A 20,580-nucleotide genomic window follows, 5' to 3' on the forward strand; every position below is an offset into this window, starting at 1 on the left:
CCGCTCAGTACGAGTCGGCGTGCCCTTCCCACATCTCGGGCCTGAAGCGCACGACGCGGTTGCGCCCGTCTTCCTTCGCGCGGTAGAGGGCCACGTCGGCAAACTTCACGGCCTGCCAGAAGGTCTGGCTGTCCTCGGGGAACATCGCGACGCCGATCGAGATCGTCTTCTGCAGTACGGCGCCGCCGATCTGGATCTTCAGGCCCTCGACCGTGGCGCGGATGTTCTCGGCGACACGCAGCGCGTTCTCGGCCTCGGTTTCCTGCAGGACGATGAGGAACTCCTCGCCACCGAAACGGATGACCATGTCGGACGCCCGCACCGAGGTCCGCAGCACGGCAGCCAGGGATTTCAGCACGGCGTCGCCGGCATCGTGGCCGTAGGTGTCGTTGACCATCTTGAAGTAGTCGATGTCCAGCACCAGGATGGCCAGCTCGGTCTTGCGCCGACGCGCGGTGGCGACCAGGGTGTCGACGTATTCCTCGAGGAAGCGCCGGTTGTTCAGTCCGGTCATCGCATCGCGCAGCGAAGACTCGCGCAGCGTCTCGGTGAGGCGCTTGGCCTCGAGCACGGGCGCCATCTCGCGCACGTAGACGTTCACGTACGGGACCTGCGCGTGGAAGCGCGCGGCCTCGGATTCGCGCACCACGAGCTGGACGATGCTGCCCACCGAGCCGGACTGCATGATCGGCACGCAGTAGTGGCGCCGCGTCTCGCCCGCTTCCTCGGGCTGCTTGAACGCATAGCAGATGCCCGGCTGGGTGAGCCCGTCGACGGTATGGCCGGAGCGCTTGGCGCGGCACATGTCGCTGCGCACGAGGATCTGCGGATCGCACCAGCGGCACGGACTGCCCTGCACGCCATCGACCATGAAGGGTTCCAGCTGCTTCGGCCCGGACGTCTCGTAGATGGAGAATTCGCGCACGCCGAACTGGTCGGTCAGCACGCGCCCGAAGCGGTCGAAGATCTCGGACTTGGTCTCGTCCTCCTCGATCGCCTGCTTGAAGCTGGAGGCGTCGGCGAGGCCATTGACCATGTCGATCGCGACCTCGAGCTGGTTGTCGTCCTGCCTCAGGGTGCGGCCGGTGAGCTGCACGACGCGCTGGCTGATGCGCGCGAGGCCGTCGTCGAGGAAGGCGAGCAGGCTGTTTGTTTCGCTCGCGATCTGGCCGATCTCGTCGTCGGTGCGCTTCTCCACGCGCCCCTTGAAATCGCCCTTCAGGGCGCGCTGCACCGCGCGCTCCACGGCCTGTGCGGTGGACCCCACGGGCAGGATCAGGCGCCGCGCGAGCACGATGGACAGCGCCGCGAACATGGCCATCGTGATGCTGATCCAGGTCACGGTCATGAGCGCCTTCGCCTTGAGTTCGGTGAGCGACAGCTCCATGGTCACCGCGCCGAGCACCGTGCCCTCGTTGACCTTGTGGCACTGCAGGCAGTTGGGCTTGCCGCTCGAGGAGGCGGCGAACGGGATGGTGCCGCGGAACACCGAATCGCCGGCCTCGTCGCGGATCTCGTAGCGGGGCTGGCCGTCGGCGAGCACGAGTTTCTCGATTTCGTCGGCGTTCATTTCGCGGTTCATGCCGGCGCCGAACTGCTCATTCACATGCGACGAGCGCACGACTCGCGCGGTGCGCAAGCCCTGGACCTCGACCAGGCGATTGAGGAACTGCTCGCGCTTGTCGATGACGCCCTGGATCATCGCCTCGGTCAGATGGACGCGCACGATTTCCGCGGCCGTGCGCACATGCGCGGTCGAGGAGGCAATCGAATAGCTGCGGAAGGCATAGAGGCTGATCAGGATGAGCAGCACGAGTGTTCCCACCGCGATGCCGCCGAACAGCAGGGTCATCTTACGATTCAGATTCATTCGGACTCCGAGGGTACGCGACGCCCCCGCTTGTTTATTTCGCCGGGGTGCAATTATGCCCGGAAAAGCTTTGTAACACCCGACGAAAGGGGTAGTCGGGCTTGCTCGTGGCATTGCCCGGACCGATGCGCGGCGAACTCGAAGCCGCCTTGGCGGTCACACTCGCACCCCAGCCCCAGACAGCGAGAAGAAGATGATCCGCGCATTCCTCGCGGCGGCGTGTGCCGCCCTGTTCCTCCCCCTCGGCGCGACTGCGGCCGGCCCGGCCGACGGACTTGCCTACCTGGATCACTCCCTGCGCCGACTGCATTCCGACGAAGTCGTCAACCTGCGCCAGCGTTATGGGGGCAAGCCGCTGCTGATCGTCAACACCGCCAGCCACTGCGGCTTCACGGGACAGTTCAAGGCCCTCGAAGCGGTGCACAAGGCATACACGGACCGCGGCCTGAAGGTCGTCGGCTTCGCTTCGAACGACTTTCGCCAGGAAGCCGCCAACGAGGCGGAGGCCGCGCAGGTGTGCTTCGTGAACTACGGGGTGAGCTTCGACATGTTCGCGCCGATCGGCGTCCGCGGCGACGGCGCCCACCCGGTGTTCCGTGAACTGGCGCGACAATCCGGCGCCCCGCGCTGGAACTTCCACAAGTACGTGGTGGATCGCAACGGCAAGGTGATCGCAGCGTTCCCGAGCCGGGTCGAGCCGGACTCGCGCGAGGTGCGCGAGGCGATCGAGCGCGCGCTTTAGGCGGAAAGGATCCTGCGGCGCCCTGCCCGGCGGCCGATGACCGGGGCGGGCATTCGTGACATCATCCCGCTCGCCGCGGGATCCGCCCGCATGAGACACCGCCGGGGCCGCCCATGTCACCTTCCGCCGTGCAGCTCGCCACCCTCGTCGCCGCGTGGGCGCTGTACGGCGTGATCCATTCGCTGCTCGCCTCGTTCACGGCGAAGGAATTCGTCGCACGGCGCTGGCCCGCCGCAGCGCGCGCCTACCGGCTGGCCTTCAACGCGATCGCGGGCCTGCTGCTCGTGCCCCCCGCGTGGCTCACCTTCGAGCTGCGCGGTCCTCTGCTGTGGGAATGGTCGGGCATCGGCGCGTGGCTTGCGAATGCCGTCGCGCTGGGCGCCCTGGCGGGTTTCCTGTGGACCACGCGCCATTACGACATGAACAGCTTTTCCGGTCTCGCGCAGTGGCACGCGGGCGGCAATCCGCCGCTGCACGACGAAGGGCGCCTGCAGTTGTCGCCGCTGCACCGCGTCGTGCGCCACCCGTGGTACTTCCTGGGCCTGCTGATCCTGTGGACGCGCGACATGGATGCGGCGCGGCTCACGTCCTCGCTGTGCATCACCGCCTACCTGTGGATCGGCTCGCTGCTCGAGGAGCGCAAGCTCCTCGCCCTGCACGGCACGGCCTACGCCCGCTACCGAGCCGCGGTCGCCGGGCTGGTCCCGCTGCCCGGCCGCTTCCTCACCCGCGAGCAGGCCGATACGCTGCTCGCGGGGACTGATTCCCCTCCCCGGGACAAGGCTTTCCGTAACGGGGGCGGGGGAGTATAGTCCGCGGAAATTTCCTTTTTGTTACGCGTTCTTACACTTCGCCTCGGGCGTCGGACCGGTCCCCGGCAGTGACCGCGTGCGGCGCCTGTGCAAGTCCCGGATCGCCTCACGCAATGACTCCGATCAAGACCATCCGCGGACTCCTGCTGACTGCTGCCGTCGTGTTCTCGACGGCGCTCGCGCTCGCCACCCAGTACGTCGTGTCCGGCCTCCACGAGCGCTCGATCCGCGAGGAAGCGATGCGCGACGCGCACACCTTCTCGGAAATGACCTTCCAGTCGATGTTCCAGCTGATGCGCACCGGCTGGACGCGCACGCAGCTCGAGGAATTCATCCGCGCGATCGAGCGTTCGGTGGACAAGACCAAGCACCAGATCGCCATCTATCGTGCGCCGCGCGTCACCGAACTGTTCGGCGAGATCCGGCAGCGCGAGATGGATGCCGCGATCCTCGAGGTGATCGCGACCGGCGAGAGCCGGCGCGTGGATGACGGCCCGGAGGTGCGCTTCATCAATCCCCTGCGCGCCGAGGCAGAATGCCGCCAATGCCACACCAACGCGAAGCCGGGCGAGGTGCTGGGGGTGATCGACGTGCGGCAGGACATCCGGCCGCTCCTCGACGCCGGCAAGCGCCAGTTCATGTTCGCCTTCGCCCCGGTGGTGCCGGTGGCGATCGTGGCGACGCTGCTGATGGTGATTTATATCCGCCGCCGGCTGGACAAGGCGATTGCGGGCTTTGCGAAGAACATACGCTCCATCAGCCGACTGTCCGACCTCAAGCAGATCGAAAAGGCCTCGCTTGATTTCGGCTTCAGCGAATTCAGCCCGGTCGCCACCGAAGTGAAGCAGCTCACCGAGCGGGTGCGCAGCGTGGCCGTCGACAAGGAGATGCTCGAGTTCGAGATCCGCCTGCTGGAGAAATTCATCCTCACCTCCGATGTCGTCAAGGACTGGCGTGAGTACGTGAATCGCCTGCTCATCGACATCGACGGGGTGATGCCCGCCTATGCGCTGTTCTCGATCTTCAAGACCGGCGACGACATCTTCGACCTCGAGGTGTTCTGGCGCTACACGCCGTCGACCGAGAGCCGGCAGCTGTTCGAGGAGACGGTGCGCGAATCGCTGCGCCGCAATCCCTACTTCGCCGACGGCTACGCGGTGCGCATCGAGCACAACATCGCCGACAGCTCGCGCAATTCGCCCGAACTGGTGCGCAGCGATATCGAAGTGCAGACGAAGTCACTGCTGGTCGAGGCCCCCAAGATCGGCGGCATCGTCGGCATCGGCATGCAGGCCCAGGCCGGCGCGGACACGACGCGCTGGCTGGTGGTCGAGAGCATCCTGTCGACCTTGCTGAACGTGGTCGGCTCGGTGAAGGCGATCGACAAGTACACCAAGGATCTCGAGTACTACGCGACGCGCGATCCCCTGACCAATCTCTACAACCAGCGCGTCTTCTGGGAACTGCTGGACAGCGAGGCGACGCGCTCGGGCCGTCACGGCTACAAGTTCGGCCTGCTGATGATCGACGCCGACAACTTCAAGTCGGTGAACGACACCTACGGCCACGGCTTCGGCGACGTGTTCCTGCAGGAGGTCGCGACGACCATCCGGCGTGCGATCCGCGAGGACGACCTGCTGGCGCGCTATGGCGGCGACGAGTTCGTCGCGATCCTGCCCGAGACCGACCTTGCGGGCACCATCGAGGTCGCCCAGCGCATCATCGACGCCGTCACCTCGCTGGCGATCGAGACGCCGGACAATACACGCGTGAACGGCTCGCTGTCGGTCGGCATGGCGGTCTATCCGGACCACGCCATCGAGACCAAGGACCTCTTCCTCTTCGCCGACAGCATGATGTATCGCGCCAAGGCCGATGGCAAAGGCCGCGTGGCGATCCCGACTGAACAAGACGTGGTCGAGGTGTTCCGCTCGCTGTCCGAGAAGAGCATGCTGATCCTCGCCGCCGTCGAGGCGCGCGGGGTGATCCCCTACTACCAGCCCATCATCGACCCCAGGACGGGCAAGGTGGAGGCGCTCGAAGTGCTCGCGCGCATCCGCCTCGACGACGGCTCCATCCTCGTCGCCGACGCCTTCGTCGCGATCGCCGAGAAGATGGGCCTGATGCACAAGCTCGACTACATCCTGATGGAGCGCGCGCTCGAGGCCGCCGTCGCGGCCGATTACCAGGGCCTGCTGTTCCTCAACATGTCTCCGCGCGCGCTGGTGCTCACCGATTTCGTGCAGGAGACGCGGCGCATTGCCGGCGCATCGGGCTTCGATCCCGCGCGCATCGTGTTCGAGATCACCGAGCGCGAGACGATCAAGAACATGGCGCTACTGGAACGCTTCATCAACACCCTGCGCAGCGAAGGCTTCCGTCTCGCGATCGACGACTTCGGCTCGGGCTTCTCGTCCTTCCACTACGTGAAGCGCTTCCCGATCGATTTCCTCAAGATCGAGGGCGACTTCATCGTCGGCATGAAGCACAACGACAAGGACCGCGCCCTGGTGCGCAGCATCGTCGCGCTCGCGCGTGACCTGGGCATCCGCACGGTGGCCGAATATGTGGAGGATGCCGAAGTGCTGGACAAGGTGATCGACCAGTCGATCGACCTCGCCCAGGGCTATCACATCCAGCGCCCGACACCGTCCATCGAGCAGGCCATCGGCATCGGCAGCTAAGCCCGGCACTTACAATTCGTTATGCTTCCCGGAACCCCGGATAGGCGGACACGCTCAAAATATCTGCGTTTCCCCATTCAACTCAGGAGGCAATAATGAAAAAAACATTGGTTGTCACGGCCCTGTCGGTCCTGACGATCGCCGGCTGCGCACAGAATCCCTTCTACGGCGAGAACGCGCAGACGGCGCGCGGGGCCGCCATCGGCGCCGGCGCGGGGGCGATCCTCGGCAACGTCGTTGCCGGTTCGGGCAACCGCACGACGGGCGGCCTGGTGGGCGCGGCGATCGGCGCGACCGTCGGCGGTCTGGTCGGACGCCAGATGGACAAGCAGGAAGCCGAATTGCGCCAGCAGATGGCCGGCACCGGCGTGCAAGTGCAACGCCAGGGCGACACGATCCGCCTGCAGGCACCCGAGAACATCACTTTCGACACCGGCCGCGCCGACGTGAAGCCGCAATTCCAGCCGGTACTGACGCGCGTTTCCCACAGCATCCAGCAGTATCCCGACACCGTCGTGCAGATCGAGGGCCACACGGACTCGACCGGCTCGGCGAGCTTCAACCAGACGCTGTCCGAGAACCGCGCCGAGGCCGTGCGCAGCTACATGGCCCAGCGCGGCGTGGAATCGAACCGGCTGATCGCCGTCGGCTACGGCGCATCGCGCCCCGTCGCCGACAACGGCACGCCCCAGGGCCGCGCGCAGAACCGTCGCGTGGAAGTGCTGATCGTACCGGCACAGGCCCAACAGCAGCCGGGCATGATGCAGCCGGCCCCTGCGCCGCGCTATTGAGCACTTCCCTTCCCAACCGCCCCGCCCCGCCGCGGCAGCACGCCCGGCGCGACGGGGCTTTCGCAATCGCTCCGCGGCCGTTAACCTAGCGCGCTCGACCTCGTTGCCGCGCCATGCCCCTCTTCGACGAATATCCGCTACGCCAGAAACTGAACGACGAAGTCCACGCGCGCCCCCCGGTGACGCTGGAGACACCGGAGTTCGTCACCTATCTTGCCTTCCTGCACGTCGACGGCAGCGCCGAACGTGAGGCGGATCATCTGCGCCAGCTCGCCGAGCAGTTCGAACTGCCGCCGCCGGACACGTCCTCGGGCCACGTCTTCCTCGACGCCGGCGGGTTCCGCCTGAAGTGGGAACGCCACAACGAGTTCACCAGCTACACCTTCGTGCGCCGCATCGACTTCAGCGGCGCAAGCGACGACAACCCCTTGCTCGACGTGCCTGCCGCATGGCGACGCGAGATCCCCGGCCAGCTGCTGGTCGCCACGCACGTCGAGTTGCGCGGCGTCGACGAGGTCGCCCCCGAGACGGTGCTCGCGCAGCTCTCGCCGACGGGCACGACCTCGGTGGCGTCGCAGGTCGCGGACGGCGCGGGCTGGGTCTTCACGGACTTCCTCATCGCCGACGGCTTTTCGCGCTTCCTCGTCCTCGACGCCTCGCTGACCCCGCGCCAGGCCGGTCGCACGGTGCAGCGCCTGCTCGAGATCGAGACCTACCGCGTGATGGCCCTGCTCGCCTTCCCGGTCGCGAAGGAAGTGGGGCGCCTGCTCGCGCTCGCCGAGGACGAGCTCGCCGACCTGATGGACGCGATGGGCACGGCGACCTCGCCGGAGGACGAGCGCCAGGTGCTCGGCCGCCTGACGCGGCTCGCCGCGCACGTCGAACGCTCGGTGGCGCGCACGACCTTCCGCTTCGGCGCGGCGGCCGCCTATTACCGGCTGGTGCGCCAGCGCATCGACGACCTGCGCGAGGTGCGCGTCAAGGGCTACCCGCCGGTACGCGAATTCATGGAGCGGCGCCTGACCCCGGCGATCGACACCTGCGCGACGGTGGCGCGGCGGCAGGAAGACCTGTCGAGCCGCATCGTGCGCAACTCGCAGCTGCTGCGCACGCGCGTGGAGATCGAGCTCGAGCGCCAGAACCAGGAGCTGCTCGCCCAAATGAACCGCCGTGCGAAGCTGCAGCTGCGCCTGCAGGAGACGGTGGAGGGGCTGTCGGTGGTCGCGATCACGTATTACGGCTCGCAGCTGGTGCAGTACCTCGCCAAGGGCGTGAAGGACTACATTCATCCGGCCACGCCGGAGATCGTCACCGCGGTGTCGATTCCGGTCATTGCGGGGATCGTGGCGCTGGGGCTGCGCCGCATGCGCCGCCAGCTCGCCGCCGAGGAAGGCGGGCACTGAGGGGCGCGCGGGAGCGCTTTCGGTGTGGGAGCGGCTTCAGCCGCGAATCCACCGGCGGGGCGCTCCCTGGGCCGATTCGCGGCTGAAGCCGCTCCCACAGATGCCCCCCAGTGCCGCGTGCGCGCGATCGCCTCGGCTTCGCTGCGGCCGGAGAGACGAGTAGCTTGCAAGCTGTCCTATAATCGCGTTTTGCCCTGAAAGAGCTTTCCATCGTGGCCACTCCCCTGTTCGAATCCTCCATCAAGAGCCTGCAGCTGCTCGGGCGCGGCAAGGTGCGCGACATCTATGCCGTCGACGCCGACAAGCTGCTGATCGTCACCAGCGACCGGCTCTCCGCCTTCGACGTGATCCTGCCGGACCCGATCCCGGACAAGGGCCGCGTGCTGACCGCGATGGCGAACTTCTGGTTCTCGCGCCTCGGCCACATCGTGCCGAACCAGCTCACGGGCATCGATCCGGAGTCGGTTGTTGCTGCCGACGAGCGCGAGCAGGTGCGCGGCCGCGCGCTGGTCGTGAAACGCCTGAAGCCGCTGCCGATCGAGGCGGTGGTGCGCGGTTACGTGATCGGCTCGGGCTGGAAGGACTACCAGGACACGGGCGCGATCTGCGGCATCAAGCTGCCGGCGGGCCTCAAGCAGGCGGCGAAGCTGCCCTCGCCGATCTTCACGCCGGCCTCGAAGGCCGACGTCGGCGACCACGACGAGAACATCTCCTTCGAGCAGGCGCAGACGCGCTGCGCCGCCGCGCTCGTCAATGAGCTCGCGGGCACCGGCAAGAACGGCGCCCAGCTCGCCAGCCAGGCGCGCGATGCGGCGATCGCGCTGTACACGGAAGCGTCCAACTATGCCGCCGGGCGCGGCATCATCATCGCCGACACGAAGTTCGAGTTCGGTATCGACGCGGCCGGCACCCTTCACCTCATCGACGAAGCCCTGACGCCCGACTCATCGCGCTTCTGGCCCGCCGACAGCTACCGCGAGGGCATCAGCCCGCCGAGCTACGACAAGCAGTACGTGCGCGACTACCTCGAGACGCTGACCTGGAACAAGAAGGCGCCGGGCCCATCGCTGCCCGCGGAAGTGATCGCGCGCACCGCCGCGAAGTACCGCGAGGCCTACGAGCGCCTGACCGGCCAGACCCTGGCCTGAGCGCACCGCGCCCTGCCAAGGCCCGCCCTGCCCGGCATCACGCCGGGGACGGCGGGCTTTTTCACATCCGCCGCCCGGCGATCGTGGGAACGAGCTCGCAAACCCGCCGCAAAACGGGTGAAAATCCCCGAACTTGCCCGACCAAGGCCGCTCTAAAACTCCACCCGGGGGCTATCCCCATCGCGGCCATGCCGGACGGAACCGCCCGCGGGTACTTCGAACCCCAAGGAGGCTGCCATGGACAAGTCGTTCAATACCCTCGACCGTCATTTCACCCTGCCCCACGTCAGGCAGGTCGAAGCATCGCGACCGCTGCAGTGGCTGCGCATGGGCTGGGACGACATGCGCGCGAACATGGGCGCGAGCCTGAGCTACGGCGTGATCTTCGCGGTGCTCGGCTATGTGATCCTCGCCTACGCGACGGACATGCCTTACCTGTTCACGGCGGCGGTCTCCGGCTTCTTCCTCGTCGGGCCGCTGGCCGCGGCGGGCTTGTATGAAATTTCGCGCCGCCACGAACGCGGCGAAGGCGCCAGCTTCCTCGAGTCGATCAAGGGATTGCGCCAGCACGGCGACCATCTGCTCTACTACGGCGCCTTTCTCGCCTTCGTGCTGCTCGGCTGGGAACGCCTGTCGGCAATCCTGTTCGCGCTCTTCTATCACGGCGTGACGCCCGACATGGCGAACTTCTTCCGCGATGTCTTCCTGTCCGGCGACTATGTGCACTTCGTCGTCTCCTACCTCGTCGTCGGCGGTGCGCTCGCCGGCCTGGTGTTCGCGCTGTCGGTGGTATCGGTGCCCATGCTCATGGACCGCAACAGCGACATGGTGACGGCGATGATGACCAGCGCCCGTGCGGTCGGTTTCAACCTCGGCGCGATGGCCATGTGGGCCGCGCTGATCGTCGTGCTGATCGGACTCGGTTTCGCGACGATGATGATCGGCATGGTGGTGCTCTTGCCGCTCGTCGGCCATGCTACGTGGCATGCCTACAAGGATCTCGTCGAGTAAGCCTGCAAGGCGCTTCCGGCGTGCAGCGGCAACGTCCGGCCGCGCGCACGCCCCCGGGCGTGGCGCGGCCCCTGCGGTTAGAATGACCGGCCGGGGCAGCGCGCGTGCGCGGCTCGCAACAGCCGCGCACTGGCTTCGCCCGCCCATTCCAGAACGATCATTGCGCCAGCCGAGAACCGCATGCCCAATCCCCTGCTCGATTTCACCAGCCTGCCGCGCTTCGACGAGATCCGGCCGGAACACGTCGCCCCCGCGATCCGCCAGCTCATCGACGAGAACCGCGCGCTGATCGCCGACCTCATCGCCGACCCGGCGCCGCCCACGTGGGCGAACTTCGTCACCCCGCTCACCGAGGAAGGCGAGCGCCTCGGGCGCGCCTGGGGCGTGGTCGGCCATCTCCACAGCGTGATGGACGTGCCCGAATGGCGCGAGGCCTACAACGCGCTGCTGCCCGAGGTGTCGAGCTTCTACGCCGAGGTGGGGCAGAATCTGGAACTGTTCGAGAAGTACCGCCAGCTCTTCAACAGCGCTGAGTACGACCAGCTGCCGCCGGTGCGCCGGCGCATCATCGACCACGAGCTGCGCGACTTCCGCCTGTCCGGCGCGGAGCTGCCGGACGCCGACAAGCCGCGCTTCAAGGCGATCCAGGAGGAGATGTCGGCGCTCGCGGCGAAGTTCTCCGAGAATCTGCTCGACGCGACCAACGCGCACGCCGAGTGGATCGGTGACGAGGCCGAACTCGCCGGCCTGCCCGCGGACGCGATCGACGCCGCGCGTGCCGCGGCCGAGCGCGACGGCAAGCCGGGCTGGAAATTCACGCTGCACATGCCGTCCTACCTGCCGGTGATGCAGTACGCCGACAGCCAGGCGCTGCGCGAGCGCATGTACCGCGCCTATGCGACGCGCGCGTCCGAACAGGGCAAGGCCGAACTCGACAACGGCCCGCTGATCGGGCGCATCCTCGCGCTGCGCGCCGAAGAGGCGAAGATGCTGGGCTACGCGAACTACGCCGAGGTGTCGCTGGTCGCGAAGATGGCCGACTCGCCCGCCCAGGTGCTCGACTTCCTGCGCGAGCTCGCGGCCAAGGCGAAGCCCTTTGCGGAGCAGGATCTCGCCGCACTGAAGGACTTCGCGCGCACGGAGCTGAGCCTGGACCCGCTGCAGCCGTGGGACGTCGCCTACGCGTCGGAGAAGCTGCGCCAGGCGCGCTATGCGTTCTCGGAGCAGGAGGTGAAGCAGTACTTCCCCGAGCCCAAGGTGCTCGAAGGCCTGTTCGGGGTGATCAGGAGCCTGTACGGCGTCGATATCGTCGCCGAGGACGCACCGAAATGGGATCCGGCCGCGCATTTCTTCCGCATCGAGAAGGCGGGCGAGACGGTGGGCCACTTCTACCTCGACCTGCATGCGCGCGAGACCAAGCGCGGCGGGGCGTGGATGGATTCGGCGCGCAGCCGCTACTCGAACATGCGCGGCGTGCAGACGCCGGTGGCCTACCTGGTGTGCAACTTCCCCGGCCCGGTGGGCGGCAAGCCGGCGACCTTTACCCACGACGACGTGCTGACGCTGTTCCACGAATGCGGCCACGGCCTGCACCACCTGCTGACGCGCGTCGATGAGCTCGCGGTGTCCGGCATCCACGGCGTGGAATGGGACGCGGTCGAGCTGCCGAGCCAGTTCATGGAGAACTTCTGCTGGGAGTGGGACGTGCTCTCCGGCATGACCGCCCACGTCGACACCGGCGCGCCGCTGCCGCGCGCGCTGTTCGACAAGATGATCGCGGCGAAGAACTTCCAGAGCGGCATGCAGACGGTGCGCCAGCTGGAGTTCTCGATGTTCGACCTGCGCCTGCACAGCGAAGTCGATGCCTCCGCCGGCCCGGTGCCGGTCGAGCGCGTGATGGCACTCCTCGACGAGGTGCGCCGCGAAGTCGCGGTGATGTTCCCGCCGGCCTGGCACCGCTTCCCGCACAGCTTCTCGCACATCTTCGCGGGCGGCTATGCGGCGGGCTACTACAGCTACAAGTGGGCCGAGGTGTTGTCGGCGGACGCGTTCGCGGCCTTCGAGGAGGCTGGCGCGGGCAAGGGGACGCTGCTCGACCGCGCCACGGGGGAGCGCTTCTGGCGCGAGATCCTCGCGGTGGGCGGCAGCCGTCCGGCGCTGGATTCGTTCAAGGCTTTCCGCGGACGCGAACCGCGCGTCGATGCGCTTCTGCGCCACAATGGCATGGTGGAAGCGTAACGCTCCCGAGGGGCACGGCGGGACGTACCCCTCGCTCACACCTCACGCCCTATGCGATCAGTGAATCGCGGCGTAGCCTTCCAGCACGCGTTCCTGCACGTGGACCGGCACGCCGCGTTCCGTCATGTTTCTCCGGGCATTCGCCTGACCCCCGCCTCGGGCGAGGTATTGGACGATGGTCTCGACGTACTGGCGCATCACCCAATCGACGCGCTGCTCCGGCCCTTGATAGTCAACCATACCAAGCCTCCCCGCCCGAGTGCACGAACTGTCGGAGCCGGTGTGTCGGCCCCCTCGGCTCAAGCGAAGCATGATCTGGGCCATTTCAAGAATTTTCTGTCTACACAAAGAGATACACCGCAGTGTTGAGGCCGCCGCGAGCGCAGCGGCGCAATCTGTAAAAGCGGCCGACATGGCAAGCGCCGGCCCCCGTGTCGCGCCTCCGACAATATACCTCCCGCGACTCAGGCCCGGGCGTCGCCCCAGCGCAGTTCGGTGCGGTCGTCACCGACGTAGAGCGTCTCGCCCGAGCGGTCCACGCAGTACTGCGGCGAGAGGATCTTCTCGCTGAAACGCTGGCCTTCGCCGACTCGGGTGTACTCGAACAGGATGCTGCGCTCGACCCGTGAGCCGGCGCGCAGATGGCTGCCGTGGCCGATCCAGGTCGGGCCGATGACGGATACGCCGGGGTCGATGCGCACGCCCGAGCCGATATACACCGGGCCGACGACCTGCACGCTGTCCCACTCGATCGAGGTGTTGAGGCCGACCCACACGCCGGGGCGGATCTCCCTGCCGGGCATGTCCATCTGCGCGACCTCGCCACGCAGCACGCGCTGCAGCACCGCCCAGTAGTCGGTGAGGCGACCGATGTCGATCCAGTTGAAGAAGCGGGTCTGCGCGTAGAAGGGGCGTTCCTCGGCGACAAGCAGGGGGAAGAGTTCGCTGCCGATGTCGAACTCGCGCCCCGGTGGGATCAGGTCGATGACCTCGGGCTCGAAGATGTAGATGCCGGTGCTCGCGAGCGTTGATTTCGCCTCCGCGGGCCGGGGCTTTTCCTGGAAGGATTTCACGCGGCCGTTGGCGTCGGTGACGACGATGCCGTAGTTCTGCGCCTGCTCGCGCGGCACCTCGAGCGTGACGACGCTCGCGAGCGCCTTCTTGTGGCGGTGCTCGTCGAGCGCCGCGCGGATGTCGAGGTCGATCAGCGCGTCGCCGCAGATCACCAGCGTGGTCTCGTCGAAGAAGCCGCCGAAGTCCTGGATGCGGCGCATGCCGCCGGCCGAACCGAGCGCCTTGGGCACGATCTCGCCGTGGTCGCGCACGCCCTCGTAGGAATAGCCGATCTCTACGCCCCAGCGGTGGCCGTCGCGGAAGTAGTCCTCGATCTTGTGGTGGTTGAAGGCGACGTTGATCATGATCTCCTTCACGCCGAAGCGCGCGAGATGTTCGATCAGGTATTCCAGCACCGGCTTGCCGAGGATCGGCACCATCGGCTTGGGCACGTTCTTCGTCAGCGGGCGCACCCGCGTGCCCTGCCCTGCGGCCAGGATCATTGCTTTTGCCATCGTGACACCTCTCTCTTGATTGGAAACGGAACCCCGCCGCGCGGTCGCGGGGGTTGGAAGCGGCTCGGAAGGGTGGGACTTCAGCCGCGCCCGATACCGAAGTACTCGATGCCTTCGAAACGCACGCGCGCGGGCTCGTACATGTTGCGACCGTCGAAGATCGCCGGTTGGCGCAGGCGACTGCGGATCGCCTCGAAGTCGGGGCTGCGGAATTCCTTCCACTCGGTGATGATCACCAGCGCATCGGCGCCTTCAAGCGCGCTCCGGGGACGCCCGGCGTAGCTGATGCGCGCATCGTCGCCGAAGATGCGTTCGGCTTCGCGCATCGCGACCGGGTCGTAGGCGGTGACGCGCGCCCCACGGCGCAGGAGCTCCTCGATCAGCACGCGGCTCGGCGCCTCGCGCATGTCGTCGGTATCGGGCTTGAAGGCGAGACCCCACAGCGCGAAGCGGCGACCGCTGAGGTCCTCGCCGAAGCGGCGCACGATCTTGTCGACCAGAACGTGCTTCTGCACATCGTTGGCCGCCTCGACCGCGGCGAGCACCTTGAGCTCGCGGCCGTGTTCGGACGCGCTGCGGATCAGCGCCCTGACGTCCTTGGGGAAGCACGAGCCGCCGTAGCCGCAGCCGGCGTAGAGGAAGTGCCAGCCGATGCGCGGGTCGGAGCCGATACCCTGGCGCACCAGTTCGATGTCGGCACCGAGCGTCTCGGCGAGGTTCGCGAGCTCGTTCATGAAGCTGATGCGGGTCGCGAGCATCGCGTTGGCGGCGTACTTGGTGAGTTCGGCGGAGCGCACGTCCATCACCACGAGCCTTTCGTGCTTGCGCTGGAAGGGGGCGTAGAGGCGGCGCATCAGCTCGATCGCGCGCTCGTCGTCGGCGCCGACGACGATGCGGTCGGGGCGCATGAAGTCGTCGACGGCGGCGCCTTCCTTGAGGAACTCGGGGTTGGAGACGACCGAGAAGGGCAGCTCCATGCCGCGCGCGGCGAGCTCTGCGGCGATCGCGGCGCGCACCTTGTCGCCGGTGCCGACGGGAACCGTGGACTTGTCGACGACGACGCGGTAGCCGTCCATGTGGCGGCCGATGGCGCGCGCCGCGGCGAGCACGTACTGCAGGTCGGCCGAGCCGTCCTCGTCGGGCGGGGTGCCGACGGCAATGAACTGGATCTCGCCGTGCAGGGCGGCACGCTCGGGGTCGGTCGTGAACGCGAGGCGACCGGCTTCGACGTTGCGACGCACGATGTCGAGCAGGCCCGGCTCGTGGATCGGGATGCCGCCCTCCTCCAGGGTGCGGATCTTGGCGGGGTCGACGTCCAGGCACAGCACGTCGTTGCCGACGTCGGCAAGGCAGGCGCCGGAGACCAGGCCGACGTAGCCGGTTCCGATGACGGTGAGCTTCATTGGGTTTCTTCCTTTTCTCTGGATTGCATGGGGTGTGCCGCGCGGGACGCGTTCAGCGCCACAGGTCCCACGGGAAGGCGTCGAGGAGCGGCCGCGGATCGAAGGCGAAGGCCGGCATGCCGCCCATCTCGAGCGCCTGCGGGATCGAGCTCGCGTACTCGAAGTCCGTGCGCCCGGTCCCGTAGTAGTAGTCGCGGTACTTGAACAGGTCCTCGGTTTCGCTCAGGCGCACATAGCGCGCGGGAATGCCGAAGGCTTCGGCGATCACGAGCCCGTGCAGCGAGCTGGCGATGACCAGGCGGGCCTTGAGGATCTCGGCGACGACGACGTTCCAGCCGGCGAGCGGCGACACGACGTCGGGCTTGCCGGCGACGACCCTCAGGTCGTGCAGGTTGGGGACGATCACGTGCGGCTTTTCGCCGGTGGGCCGGAAGCGGCCGGCGAAGAGATGCGGCACGAGCAGCGCGGGGTCGCCATACACCGCCGGCACGCGGTGCCCGCGGCTGCGCAGGAATTCCTCGGTGAGCGGGCCGCGCACCGCGCGGATGTCGAGCCGCTGCGCGGTGAAGGCGGACTCGGGCACCTTGCCGTTGACGCCCGAGCCCCACACGACGTCGTCGTGCGTGGCGAAGTGCAGGATGGAGCCGATCGCGAGCAGGCGCGCGGACTGCTCGACCTGGTCCTCGAGCGTCAGGCCGCGCAGGCCGAGCACGCGCGAGACGAGCACTTGCGACAGGTGGTCGCCGAAGTTCACGCTGCCGTTCGCAGGGCGCCAGTGGAACAACGAGACATGGCGGTAGGGTAGCGGCGCCGCGACGGGCGGCTGGGGCACGGGCGCGGGGCCGAAGAGGTTCTTGATTCGTTTGAGCATCGTTTCGTGCGCGTGATGGGAGATTCCGATGGGTGCGGCGCGGCCCGCTCCTCAGGCCGCACGCAGCAAATTGCGGCTGCGCAGGACGTCGGCGACGCTGCGGCGGAAGGCGGGCCACAGCGCGAGCAGCAGGAGCAAGGCGGCAAGCATGGCCCCGGTGCCGACCGCGAGGCGCCCGGCGAGCGAACCCGCCCATTCCAGCGCCGCCGCGGCGGATGCGAGGCCGCACAGGGCGTAGGCAAGTATCACGCGCAGCGCGTTGCGGCCCATCGCGCCGACCGGCGCGCCGGAGTCGCGCAGCCATACGAGGCCGCCCAGCCAGGCGAGCGCGACGCCGAGGGTGTAGGCCGTCGCCACGCCCTGAGCGCCCCACTGCGCGCCGAAGACGATGCCGGCGATCAGCAGCAGACGGGAGACGAGCGTGAAGCGCAGGTTGGAACCGGTGAGCCCCTTCGACAGGAAGACCCAGTAGCTCGCCTGCGCGGCAACCTGGAAGGCGCCGCCCACGGCGAGGATCTGGAAGATCGGCACGGCGGGAGCCCATTGCGGACCGAGCACGAGCACGATGAGCGGCTCGGCCTGGGCGCAGCCGAAGCCGAAGCTCGCCACCGTGAGGTGCAGCATCACCGCCTGCCCATGCAGCAGGAAGCGGCCGTAGCGCTCGCCGTCGTCGTGGAGGCGGGACAGCACCGGCAGCGCGATCGAGGTCGCCGGCGCGTTGATCTGGTTGAGCGGCAGCATCAGCAACTGGTAGGCGCGGTTGTACAGGCCGAGCAGTTCGACACCGAAGCGCTGGCCGATGATCAGCGCGTCGACGTTGCGGCTGGCATAGACGACGAGCTGGGTGCTCATGAGGTTGCCGCCGTAGCGCAGGAAGCCGCCCATGTCGGCACCGCGGCGCGGCAGCCCTGGACGCCAGCCGCTCGTCGCGGCGATCAGCAGCAGCGTCACGAGCGCCTGGCCGAGCTGCTGGGCGACGAGCGCCCAGTGGCCGTGACCGCGCAGCGCGAGCGTGACGCCCGCGGCGAGCCCGAGCGCCTGCCCGCCGACGTCGGCGGCGGCGAGGCGGCCGAAGCGCATGTCGCGGTTGAGCTGGGCACGGTATTGCGTGGCGATGCCGTTGATGACGAAGCTCAGCGCGAGCGCCTGCGCGATCGGCTGCAGCGCCGGCTGGGCGTAGAAGGTGGCGATCGCCGGTGCGCAGGCGAACACCGCGAGGGCGAGCGCGAGGCCGATGCCGCTGTTGATCCAGAAGAGGTTGCTGCGCTGCTGCGGCGACACGCTGTGCGCCTGCACCGCGGCCGAGGACAGACCGAAGTCGCGCAGCACCTCGCCGACGCCGACGATCGCCGTGACCATCGCCAGCAGGCCGTAGTCGCCCGGCGACAGCAGGCGGGCGAGCACGATGATGCCGCCGAGCTGCAGCAGGACCTTGCACGCCTGACCGCCCATCGTGACGAGCGCGCCGCGTGCCGCCAGCCGCCCCAGTCGGGGGGCGACGGCGTTCGCCGCCGCGGACACGTTGCCGCTGCTCATTCAGCCCTCGACCGGCTCGCCGCGGATTGCCGCGAGGTAGGCACGGTAGTGGCGGGCGCCGGCATCGGCCCATTCGCGCCGGGAGAAATCCGGCATCGGGGCACGCTGCACGTTCCTGACCTGCCACAGGGCGCCGATCAGCGTGTCGCGATCGAGATCGCCGTCGTACATGTAGACCCAGCCCGGGCCGATCTCCTCGGCGAGCGCCTCGTTGGCCTCGTTGCGCGGCACCAGCACCGGGCGGTTGAGCGACAGCGCGAGCAGCAAGGAACCCGAGTTGAGCATGCGGCGGAAGGGCAGCACGACGAGCTCCGCCTGGCCTATCTCGGTCGCGAGCGTGGCGTCGTCCACGTAGCTCAGGCGCGCACCGATGCGCGGATCGAGGTTGCACGCCTCGACGATATGGCGGCGCAGCGCGTCGGTGGATGCGTGGCCGACGATGTGCAGCTCCGCTCCCGGAGCCGCTTCGGGGTCCATGCGGAGGAAGCTGTCGAGCAGGGTCTCGACGCCCTTGTAGGGCCGGATCAGGCCGAAATACAAGAGGCGGCCCGGCACCGACTCGGGCACGTCCAACTGCGCGAACCAGTCGCGGTAGTGCCCGTGCAGGATGGTGACGGTTTGCGGTGCGCGCTCGGCGGTCACGGGGTTGAGACGGATCCACACGCGGGTGCGCCGGTCGAGGAGCTCCAGCAGGAAGCGCTCGACGCGGCTTGCGCCTTCGTGTGGTTCGAAGTTGTGCAGAGTGCGCACGACCGGCCGTCGCGACAGGGTCGTCCGCGCGATCAGCGCGAGGAACAGCGCGTATTGCAGCAGCCTGCTGCGCTCGGGAGCCCGCAGCAGGAACTCCGGCCAATGCACGTGCAGCACGTCGTAGCGGCCGAACAGCGCGGTGCGCCACGAAAACCAGGAAACGTCCGCATGCCGCGACACGGCGGTGACGACCTGCTTCACGTACGGGTTGTCGTCGACCTGCGGCCGCAAGGACTGCAGCACCCGGATCGGCGCCTGCGTGGCGACTGCGAGACTGGCTCCCATGAATGTCTCCAATTGATCTCGTCCGGCCCCGGTGCTCGGGCTCAGAACTGGAAGTAGATGAACGAGGCCCCGCCCGAGGAGAAGGCCAGGAGGATGAACGCGAGGCCGGCGAGCGCTCCGCCCTGCAGCACCACCGGTGCCCGCAGGTAGCCGCGGGCGGCGTGCTCGAAGAGACGCGGCGACACGTAGTGCAGCAGCGCCGCGACGAGCAGCGTCGCGACGCCGACTGCGGTGAAGGGGGCCGCCTGGGCGCTTGCCGGTTGCAGCATCGCCGCGAGGTAGGCCGCCGCGCCGTCGAGGTCGGGCGCGCGGAACAGGATTCGCGACAGCGCGACGATGTGGAAGGTCACGAGCATGGCGACGAGGCGCGGCGCGAGGCCCTGCGGTTCGGCCGGCAGCCCGCGCGCGGCACGCCGGCCGCGGCGCCAGCGCTCGAAGCACACGCAGCTGCCGTGGATGACGCCGTACAGCACGAAGTTCCAGCCCGCGCCATGCCAGCAGCCGATCGCGATGAAGGTGATGTAGAGGTTCACATACACGTTGCCGCGTTGCGAGCCGCCGACGCCGAAGTAGAGGTAGTCGCGGAAGAAACCCGACATCGAGGTGTGCCAGCGCTGCCAGAAGTTCGACACGCTGAGCGCCCGGTAGGGGCGGTCGAAGTTCGTCGGCAGCTCGAAGCCGAGGAGTTTGGCGACCCCGCGCGCGATGTCGGTGTAGCCGGAGAGGTCCATGTAGAGCTGGAAGCTGAAGGCATAGACGGCGACGAGCAGGAACAGCGGCGAGTAGTCGGCCGGCGACGCGAAAGCCGGATTCACCAGATGGAGCGCGAGCACGTCGGCGAAGGCCATCTTCTTCACGAAGCCGCGCAGGATCAGCACGAGGCCCTCCTCCACGCGCTCGCGGCTGTCCGGCAACGGCGCTTCGAGCTGCGGCAGGAACTGGCGCGCGCGCGTGATCGGCCCGGACAGCACGGTCGGGAAGAAGGCGACGAAGAGTGCAAAGTCGCGGAAGCTGCCGGTCGCACGCTCGCGGCCGCGGAAGATGTCGAGCGTGTAGGAGAGGCTCTGGAAGGTGAAGAAGGAGATGCCGACCGGCAGCAGGAGCTGCAGCACCGGCAGGTCCGCCTCGACGCCGAAGGACGCTGCGAGGCGCGCCGCGCTGTCGATGAAGAAGTTCAGGTACTTGAAGCAGGCGAGCACGCCGAGCGAGACGGCGAGCGCGAAGGCGAGCCACAGCTTCCTGCCGCGCTCGCTGGTGCTGTCCTCGATCCTGCGCCCGGCGAGGAAGTTCACCGCGCTCATGAGGAGCAACAGGCCGGCGTAGCGCCAGTCCCAGCACATGTAGAAGTAGTAGCTGGCGGCGAGCAACAGGTTCTTGCGCGCGTCGGGACGCTGCAGCAGGCACCGGTTGAGCGCGAACACGAGGCACAGGAACAGCAGGAAATGCAGGGACTGGAAGCTCATCGCAT

Annotated in this window: 16 protein-coding genes; 8 read left to right on the forward strand and 8 right to left on the reverse strand. The window is 67.8% G+C overall.

All coding sequences use genetic code 11. From position 1 onward, the window contains the following. Positions 1–4: 4 nt before the first annotated feature. Positions 5–1,870 (reverse strand): diguanylate cyclase, encoded by a 1,866-nt coding sequence (locus GO615_RS20070; RefSeq protein ID WP_169131327.1) that lies wholly within the window; start codon positions 1,868–1,870, stop codon positions 5–7. Between the two features lie 193 nt (positions 1,871–2,063). Here GO615_RS20070 and GO615_RS20075 point away from each other — a divergent pair, with 193 nt between their 5' ends. The 8 genes from GO615_RS20075 (at position 2,064) to GO615_RS20110 (ending at position 12,699) form a co-directional block, all read left to right on the forward strand. After that, positions 2,064–2,612 (forward strand): glutathione peroxidase, encoded by a 549-nt coding sequence (locus GO615_RS20075; RefSeq protein WP_169131329.1) that lies wholly within the window; start codon positions 2,064–2,066, stop codon positions 2,610–2,612. A 113-nt stretch (positions 2,613–2,725) separates the two neighbouring features. Continuing rightward, positions 2,726–3,424, forward strand: coding sequence for a hypothetical protein (locus GO615_RS20080; protein WP_169131331.1), 699 nt, complete (start codon positions 2,726–2,728; stop codon positions 3,422–3,424). 113 nt (positions 3,425–3,537) lie between these two features. Next, positions 3,538–6,108: a putative bifunctional diguanylate cyclase/phosphodiesterase gene (locus GO615_RS20085; protein WP_169131333.1), complete on the forward strand. Its 2,571-nt coding sequence runs from the start codon at positions 3,538–3,540 to the stop codon at positions 6,106–6,108. A gap of 95 nt (positions 6,109–6,203) precedes the next feature. Beyond that, complete coding sequence (locus tag GO615_RS20090) at positions 6,204–6,899, forward strand: YiaD family glycine zipper/OmpA-like lipoprotein (protein ID WP_169131335.1); 696 nt, start codon at positions 6,204–6,206, stop codon at positions 6,897–6,899. Between the two features lie 113 nt (positions 6,900–7,012). Next, complete coding sequence (locus GO615_RS20095) at positions 7,013–8,302, forward strand: DUF3422 family protein (RefSeq protein WP_169131337.1); 1,290 nt, start codon at positions 7,013–7,015, stop codon at positions 8,300–8,302. A gap of 212 nt (positions 8,303–8,514) precedes the next feature. Further along, positions 8,515–9,450 (forward strand): phosphoribosylaminoimidazolesuccinocarboxamide synthase, encoded by a 936-nt coding sequence (locus tag GO615_RS20100; RefSeq protein WP_169131339.1) that lies wholly within the window; start codon positions 8,515–8,517, stop codon positions 9,448–9,450. Between the two features lie 237 nt (positions 9,451–9,687). Further along, on the forward strand, positions 9,688–10,461 hold the full coding sequence (locus GO615_RS20105; RefSeq protein ID WP_169131341.1) for a DUF2189 domain-containing protein: 774 nt from the start codon (positions 9,688–9,690) through the stop codon (positions 10,459–10,461). 180 nt (positions 10,462–10,641) lie between these two features. Then, the gene (locus GO615_RS20110) at positions 10,642–12,699 is read left to right on the forward strand and encodes a M3 family metallopeptidase (protein WP_169131343.1); all 2,058 of its coding nucleotides are present in this window, start codon (positions 10,642–10,644) and stop codon (positions 12,697–12,699) included. A gap of 57 nt (positions 12,700–12,756) precedes the next feature. On the opposite strand, the gene GO615_RS20115 is transcribed toward GO615_RS20110, so the two are convergent. The 7 genes from GO615_RS20115 to GO615_RS20145 form a co-directional block, all read right to left on the reverse strand. Next, positions 12,757–12,939: a hypothetical protein gene (locus tag GO615_RS20115; RefSeq protein ID WP_169131345.1), complete on the reverse strand. Its 183-nt coding sequence runs from the start codon at positions 12,937–12,939 to the stop codon at positions 12,757–12,759. 224 nt (positions 12,940–13,163) lie between these two features. Next, entirely contained in the window at positions 13,164–14,267 is a 1,104-nt protein-coding gene (locus GO615_RS20120) for a nucleotidyltransferase family protein (RefSeq protein ID WP_169131347.1), read from the reverse strand. Positions 14,268–14,347: 80 nt separating this feature from the next. Next, entirely contained in the window at positions 14,348–15,670 is a 1,323-nt protein-coding gene (locus GO615_RS20125) for a UDP-glucose dehydrogenase family protein (RefSeq protein WP_169131349.1), read from the reverse strand. 52 nt (positions 15,671–15,722) lie between these two features. Continuing rightward, the gene (locus tag GO615_RS20130) at positions 15,723–16,541 is read right to left on the reverse strand and encodes a polysaccharide pyruvyl transferase family protein (RefSeq protein WP_169131351.1); all 819 of its coding nucleotides are present in this window, start codon (positions 16,539–16,541) and stop codon (positions 15,723–15,725) included. Between the two features lie 51 nt (positions 16,542–16,592). Beyond that, the gene (locus tag GO615_RS20135) at positions 16,593–18,077 is read right to left on the reverse strand and encodes a lipopolysaccharide biosynthesis protein (protein WP_169131353.1); all 1,485 of its coding nucleotides are present in this window, start codon (positions 18,075–18,077) and stop codon (positions 16,593–16,595) included. Then, positions 18,078–19,112, reverse strand: a complete 1,035-nt coding sequence (locus tag GO615_RS20140; protein WP_169131355.1) for a glycosyltransferase — start codon at positions 19,110–19,112, stop codon at positions 18,078–18,080. Between the two features lie 41 nt (positions 19,113–19,153). Continuing rightward, entirely contained in the window at positions 19,154–20,575 is a 1,422-nt protein-coding gene (locus tag GO615_RS20145; protein WP_169131357.1) for an MBOAT family O-acyltransferase, read from the reverse strand. Between the last annotated feature and the right edge of the window lie 5 nt (positions 20,576–20,580).

Source organism: Aromatoleum evansii (assembly GCF_012910805.1).
Classification (GTDB): domain Bacteria; phylum Pseudomonadota; class Gammaproteobacteria; order Burkholderiales; family Rhodocyclaceae; genus Aromatoleum; species Aromatoleum evansii.

Coding starts and splice junctions, on each gene's coding strand:
- GO615_RS20085 (WP_169131333.1), top strand. CDS start 3,538: ATGACTCCGATCAAGACCATCCGCGGACTCCTGCTGACTGCTGCCGTC.
- GO615_RS20110 (WP_169131343.1), top strand. CDS start 10,642: ATGCCCAATCCCCTGCTCGATTTCACCAGCCTGCCGCGCTTCGACGAG.
- GO615_RS20145 (WP_169131357.1), bottom strand. CDS start 20,575: ATGAGCTTCCAGTCCCTGCATTTCCTGCTGTTCCTGTGCCTCGTGTTC.
- GO615_RS20140 (WP_169131355.1), bottom strand. CDS start 19,112: ATGGGAGCCAGTCTCGCAGTCGCCACGCAGGCGCCGATCCGGGTGCTG.
- GO615_RS20130 (WP_169131351.1), bottom strand. CDS start 16,541: ATGCTCAAACGAATCAAGAACCTCTTCGGCCCCGCGCCCGTGCCCCAG.
- GO615_RS20080 (WP_169131331.1), top strand. CDS start 2,726: ATGTCACCTTCCGCCGTGCAGCTCGCCACCCTCGTCGCCGCGTGGGCG.
- GO615_RS20115 (WP_169131345.1), bottom strand. CDS start 12,939: ATGGTTGACTATCAAGGGCCGGAGCAGCGCGTCGATTGGGTGATGCGC.
- GO615_RS20075 (WP_169131329.1), top strand. CDS start 2,064: ATGATCCGCGCATTCCTCGCGGCGGCGTGTGCCGCCCTGTTCCTCCCC.
- GO615_RS20090 (WP_169131335.1), top strand. CDS start 6,204: ATGAAAAAAACATTGGTTGTCACGGCCCTGTCGGTCCTGACGATCGCC.
- GO615_RS20120 (WP_169131347.1), bottom strand. CDS start 14,267: ATGGCAAAAGCAATGATCCTGGCCGCAGGGCAGGGCACGCGGGTGCGC.
- GO615_RS20135 (WP_169131353.1), bottom strand. CDS start 18,077: ATGAGCAGCGGCAACGTGTCCGCGGCGGCGAACGCCGTCGCCCCCCGA.
- GO615_RS20125 (WP_169131349.1), bottom strand. CDS start 15,670: ATGAAGCTCACCGTCATCGGAACCGGCTACGTCGGCCTGGTCTCCGGC.
- GO615_RS20095 (WP_169131337.1), top strand. CDS start 7,013: ATGCCCCTCTTCGACGAATATCCGCTACGCCAGAAACTGAACGACGAA.
- GO615_RS20070 (WP_169131327.1), bottom strand. CDS start 1,870: ATGAATCTGAATCGTAAGATGACCCTGCTGTTCGGCGGCATCGCGGTG.
- GO615_RS20105 (WP_169131341.1), top strand. CDS start 9,688: ATGGACAAGTCGTTCAATACCCTCGACCGTCATTTCACCCTGCCCCAC.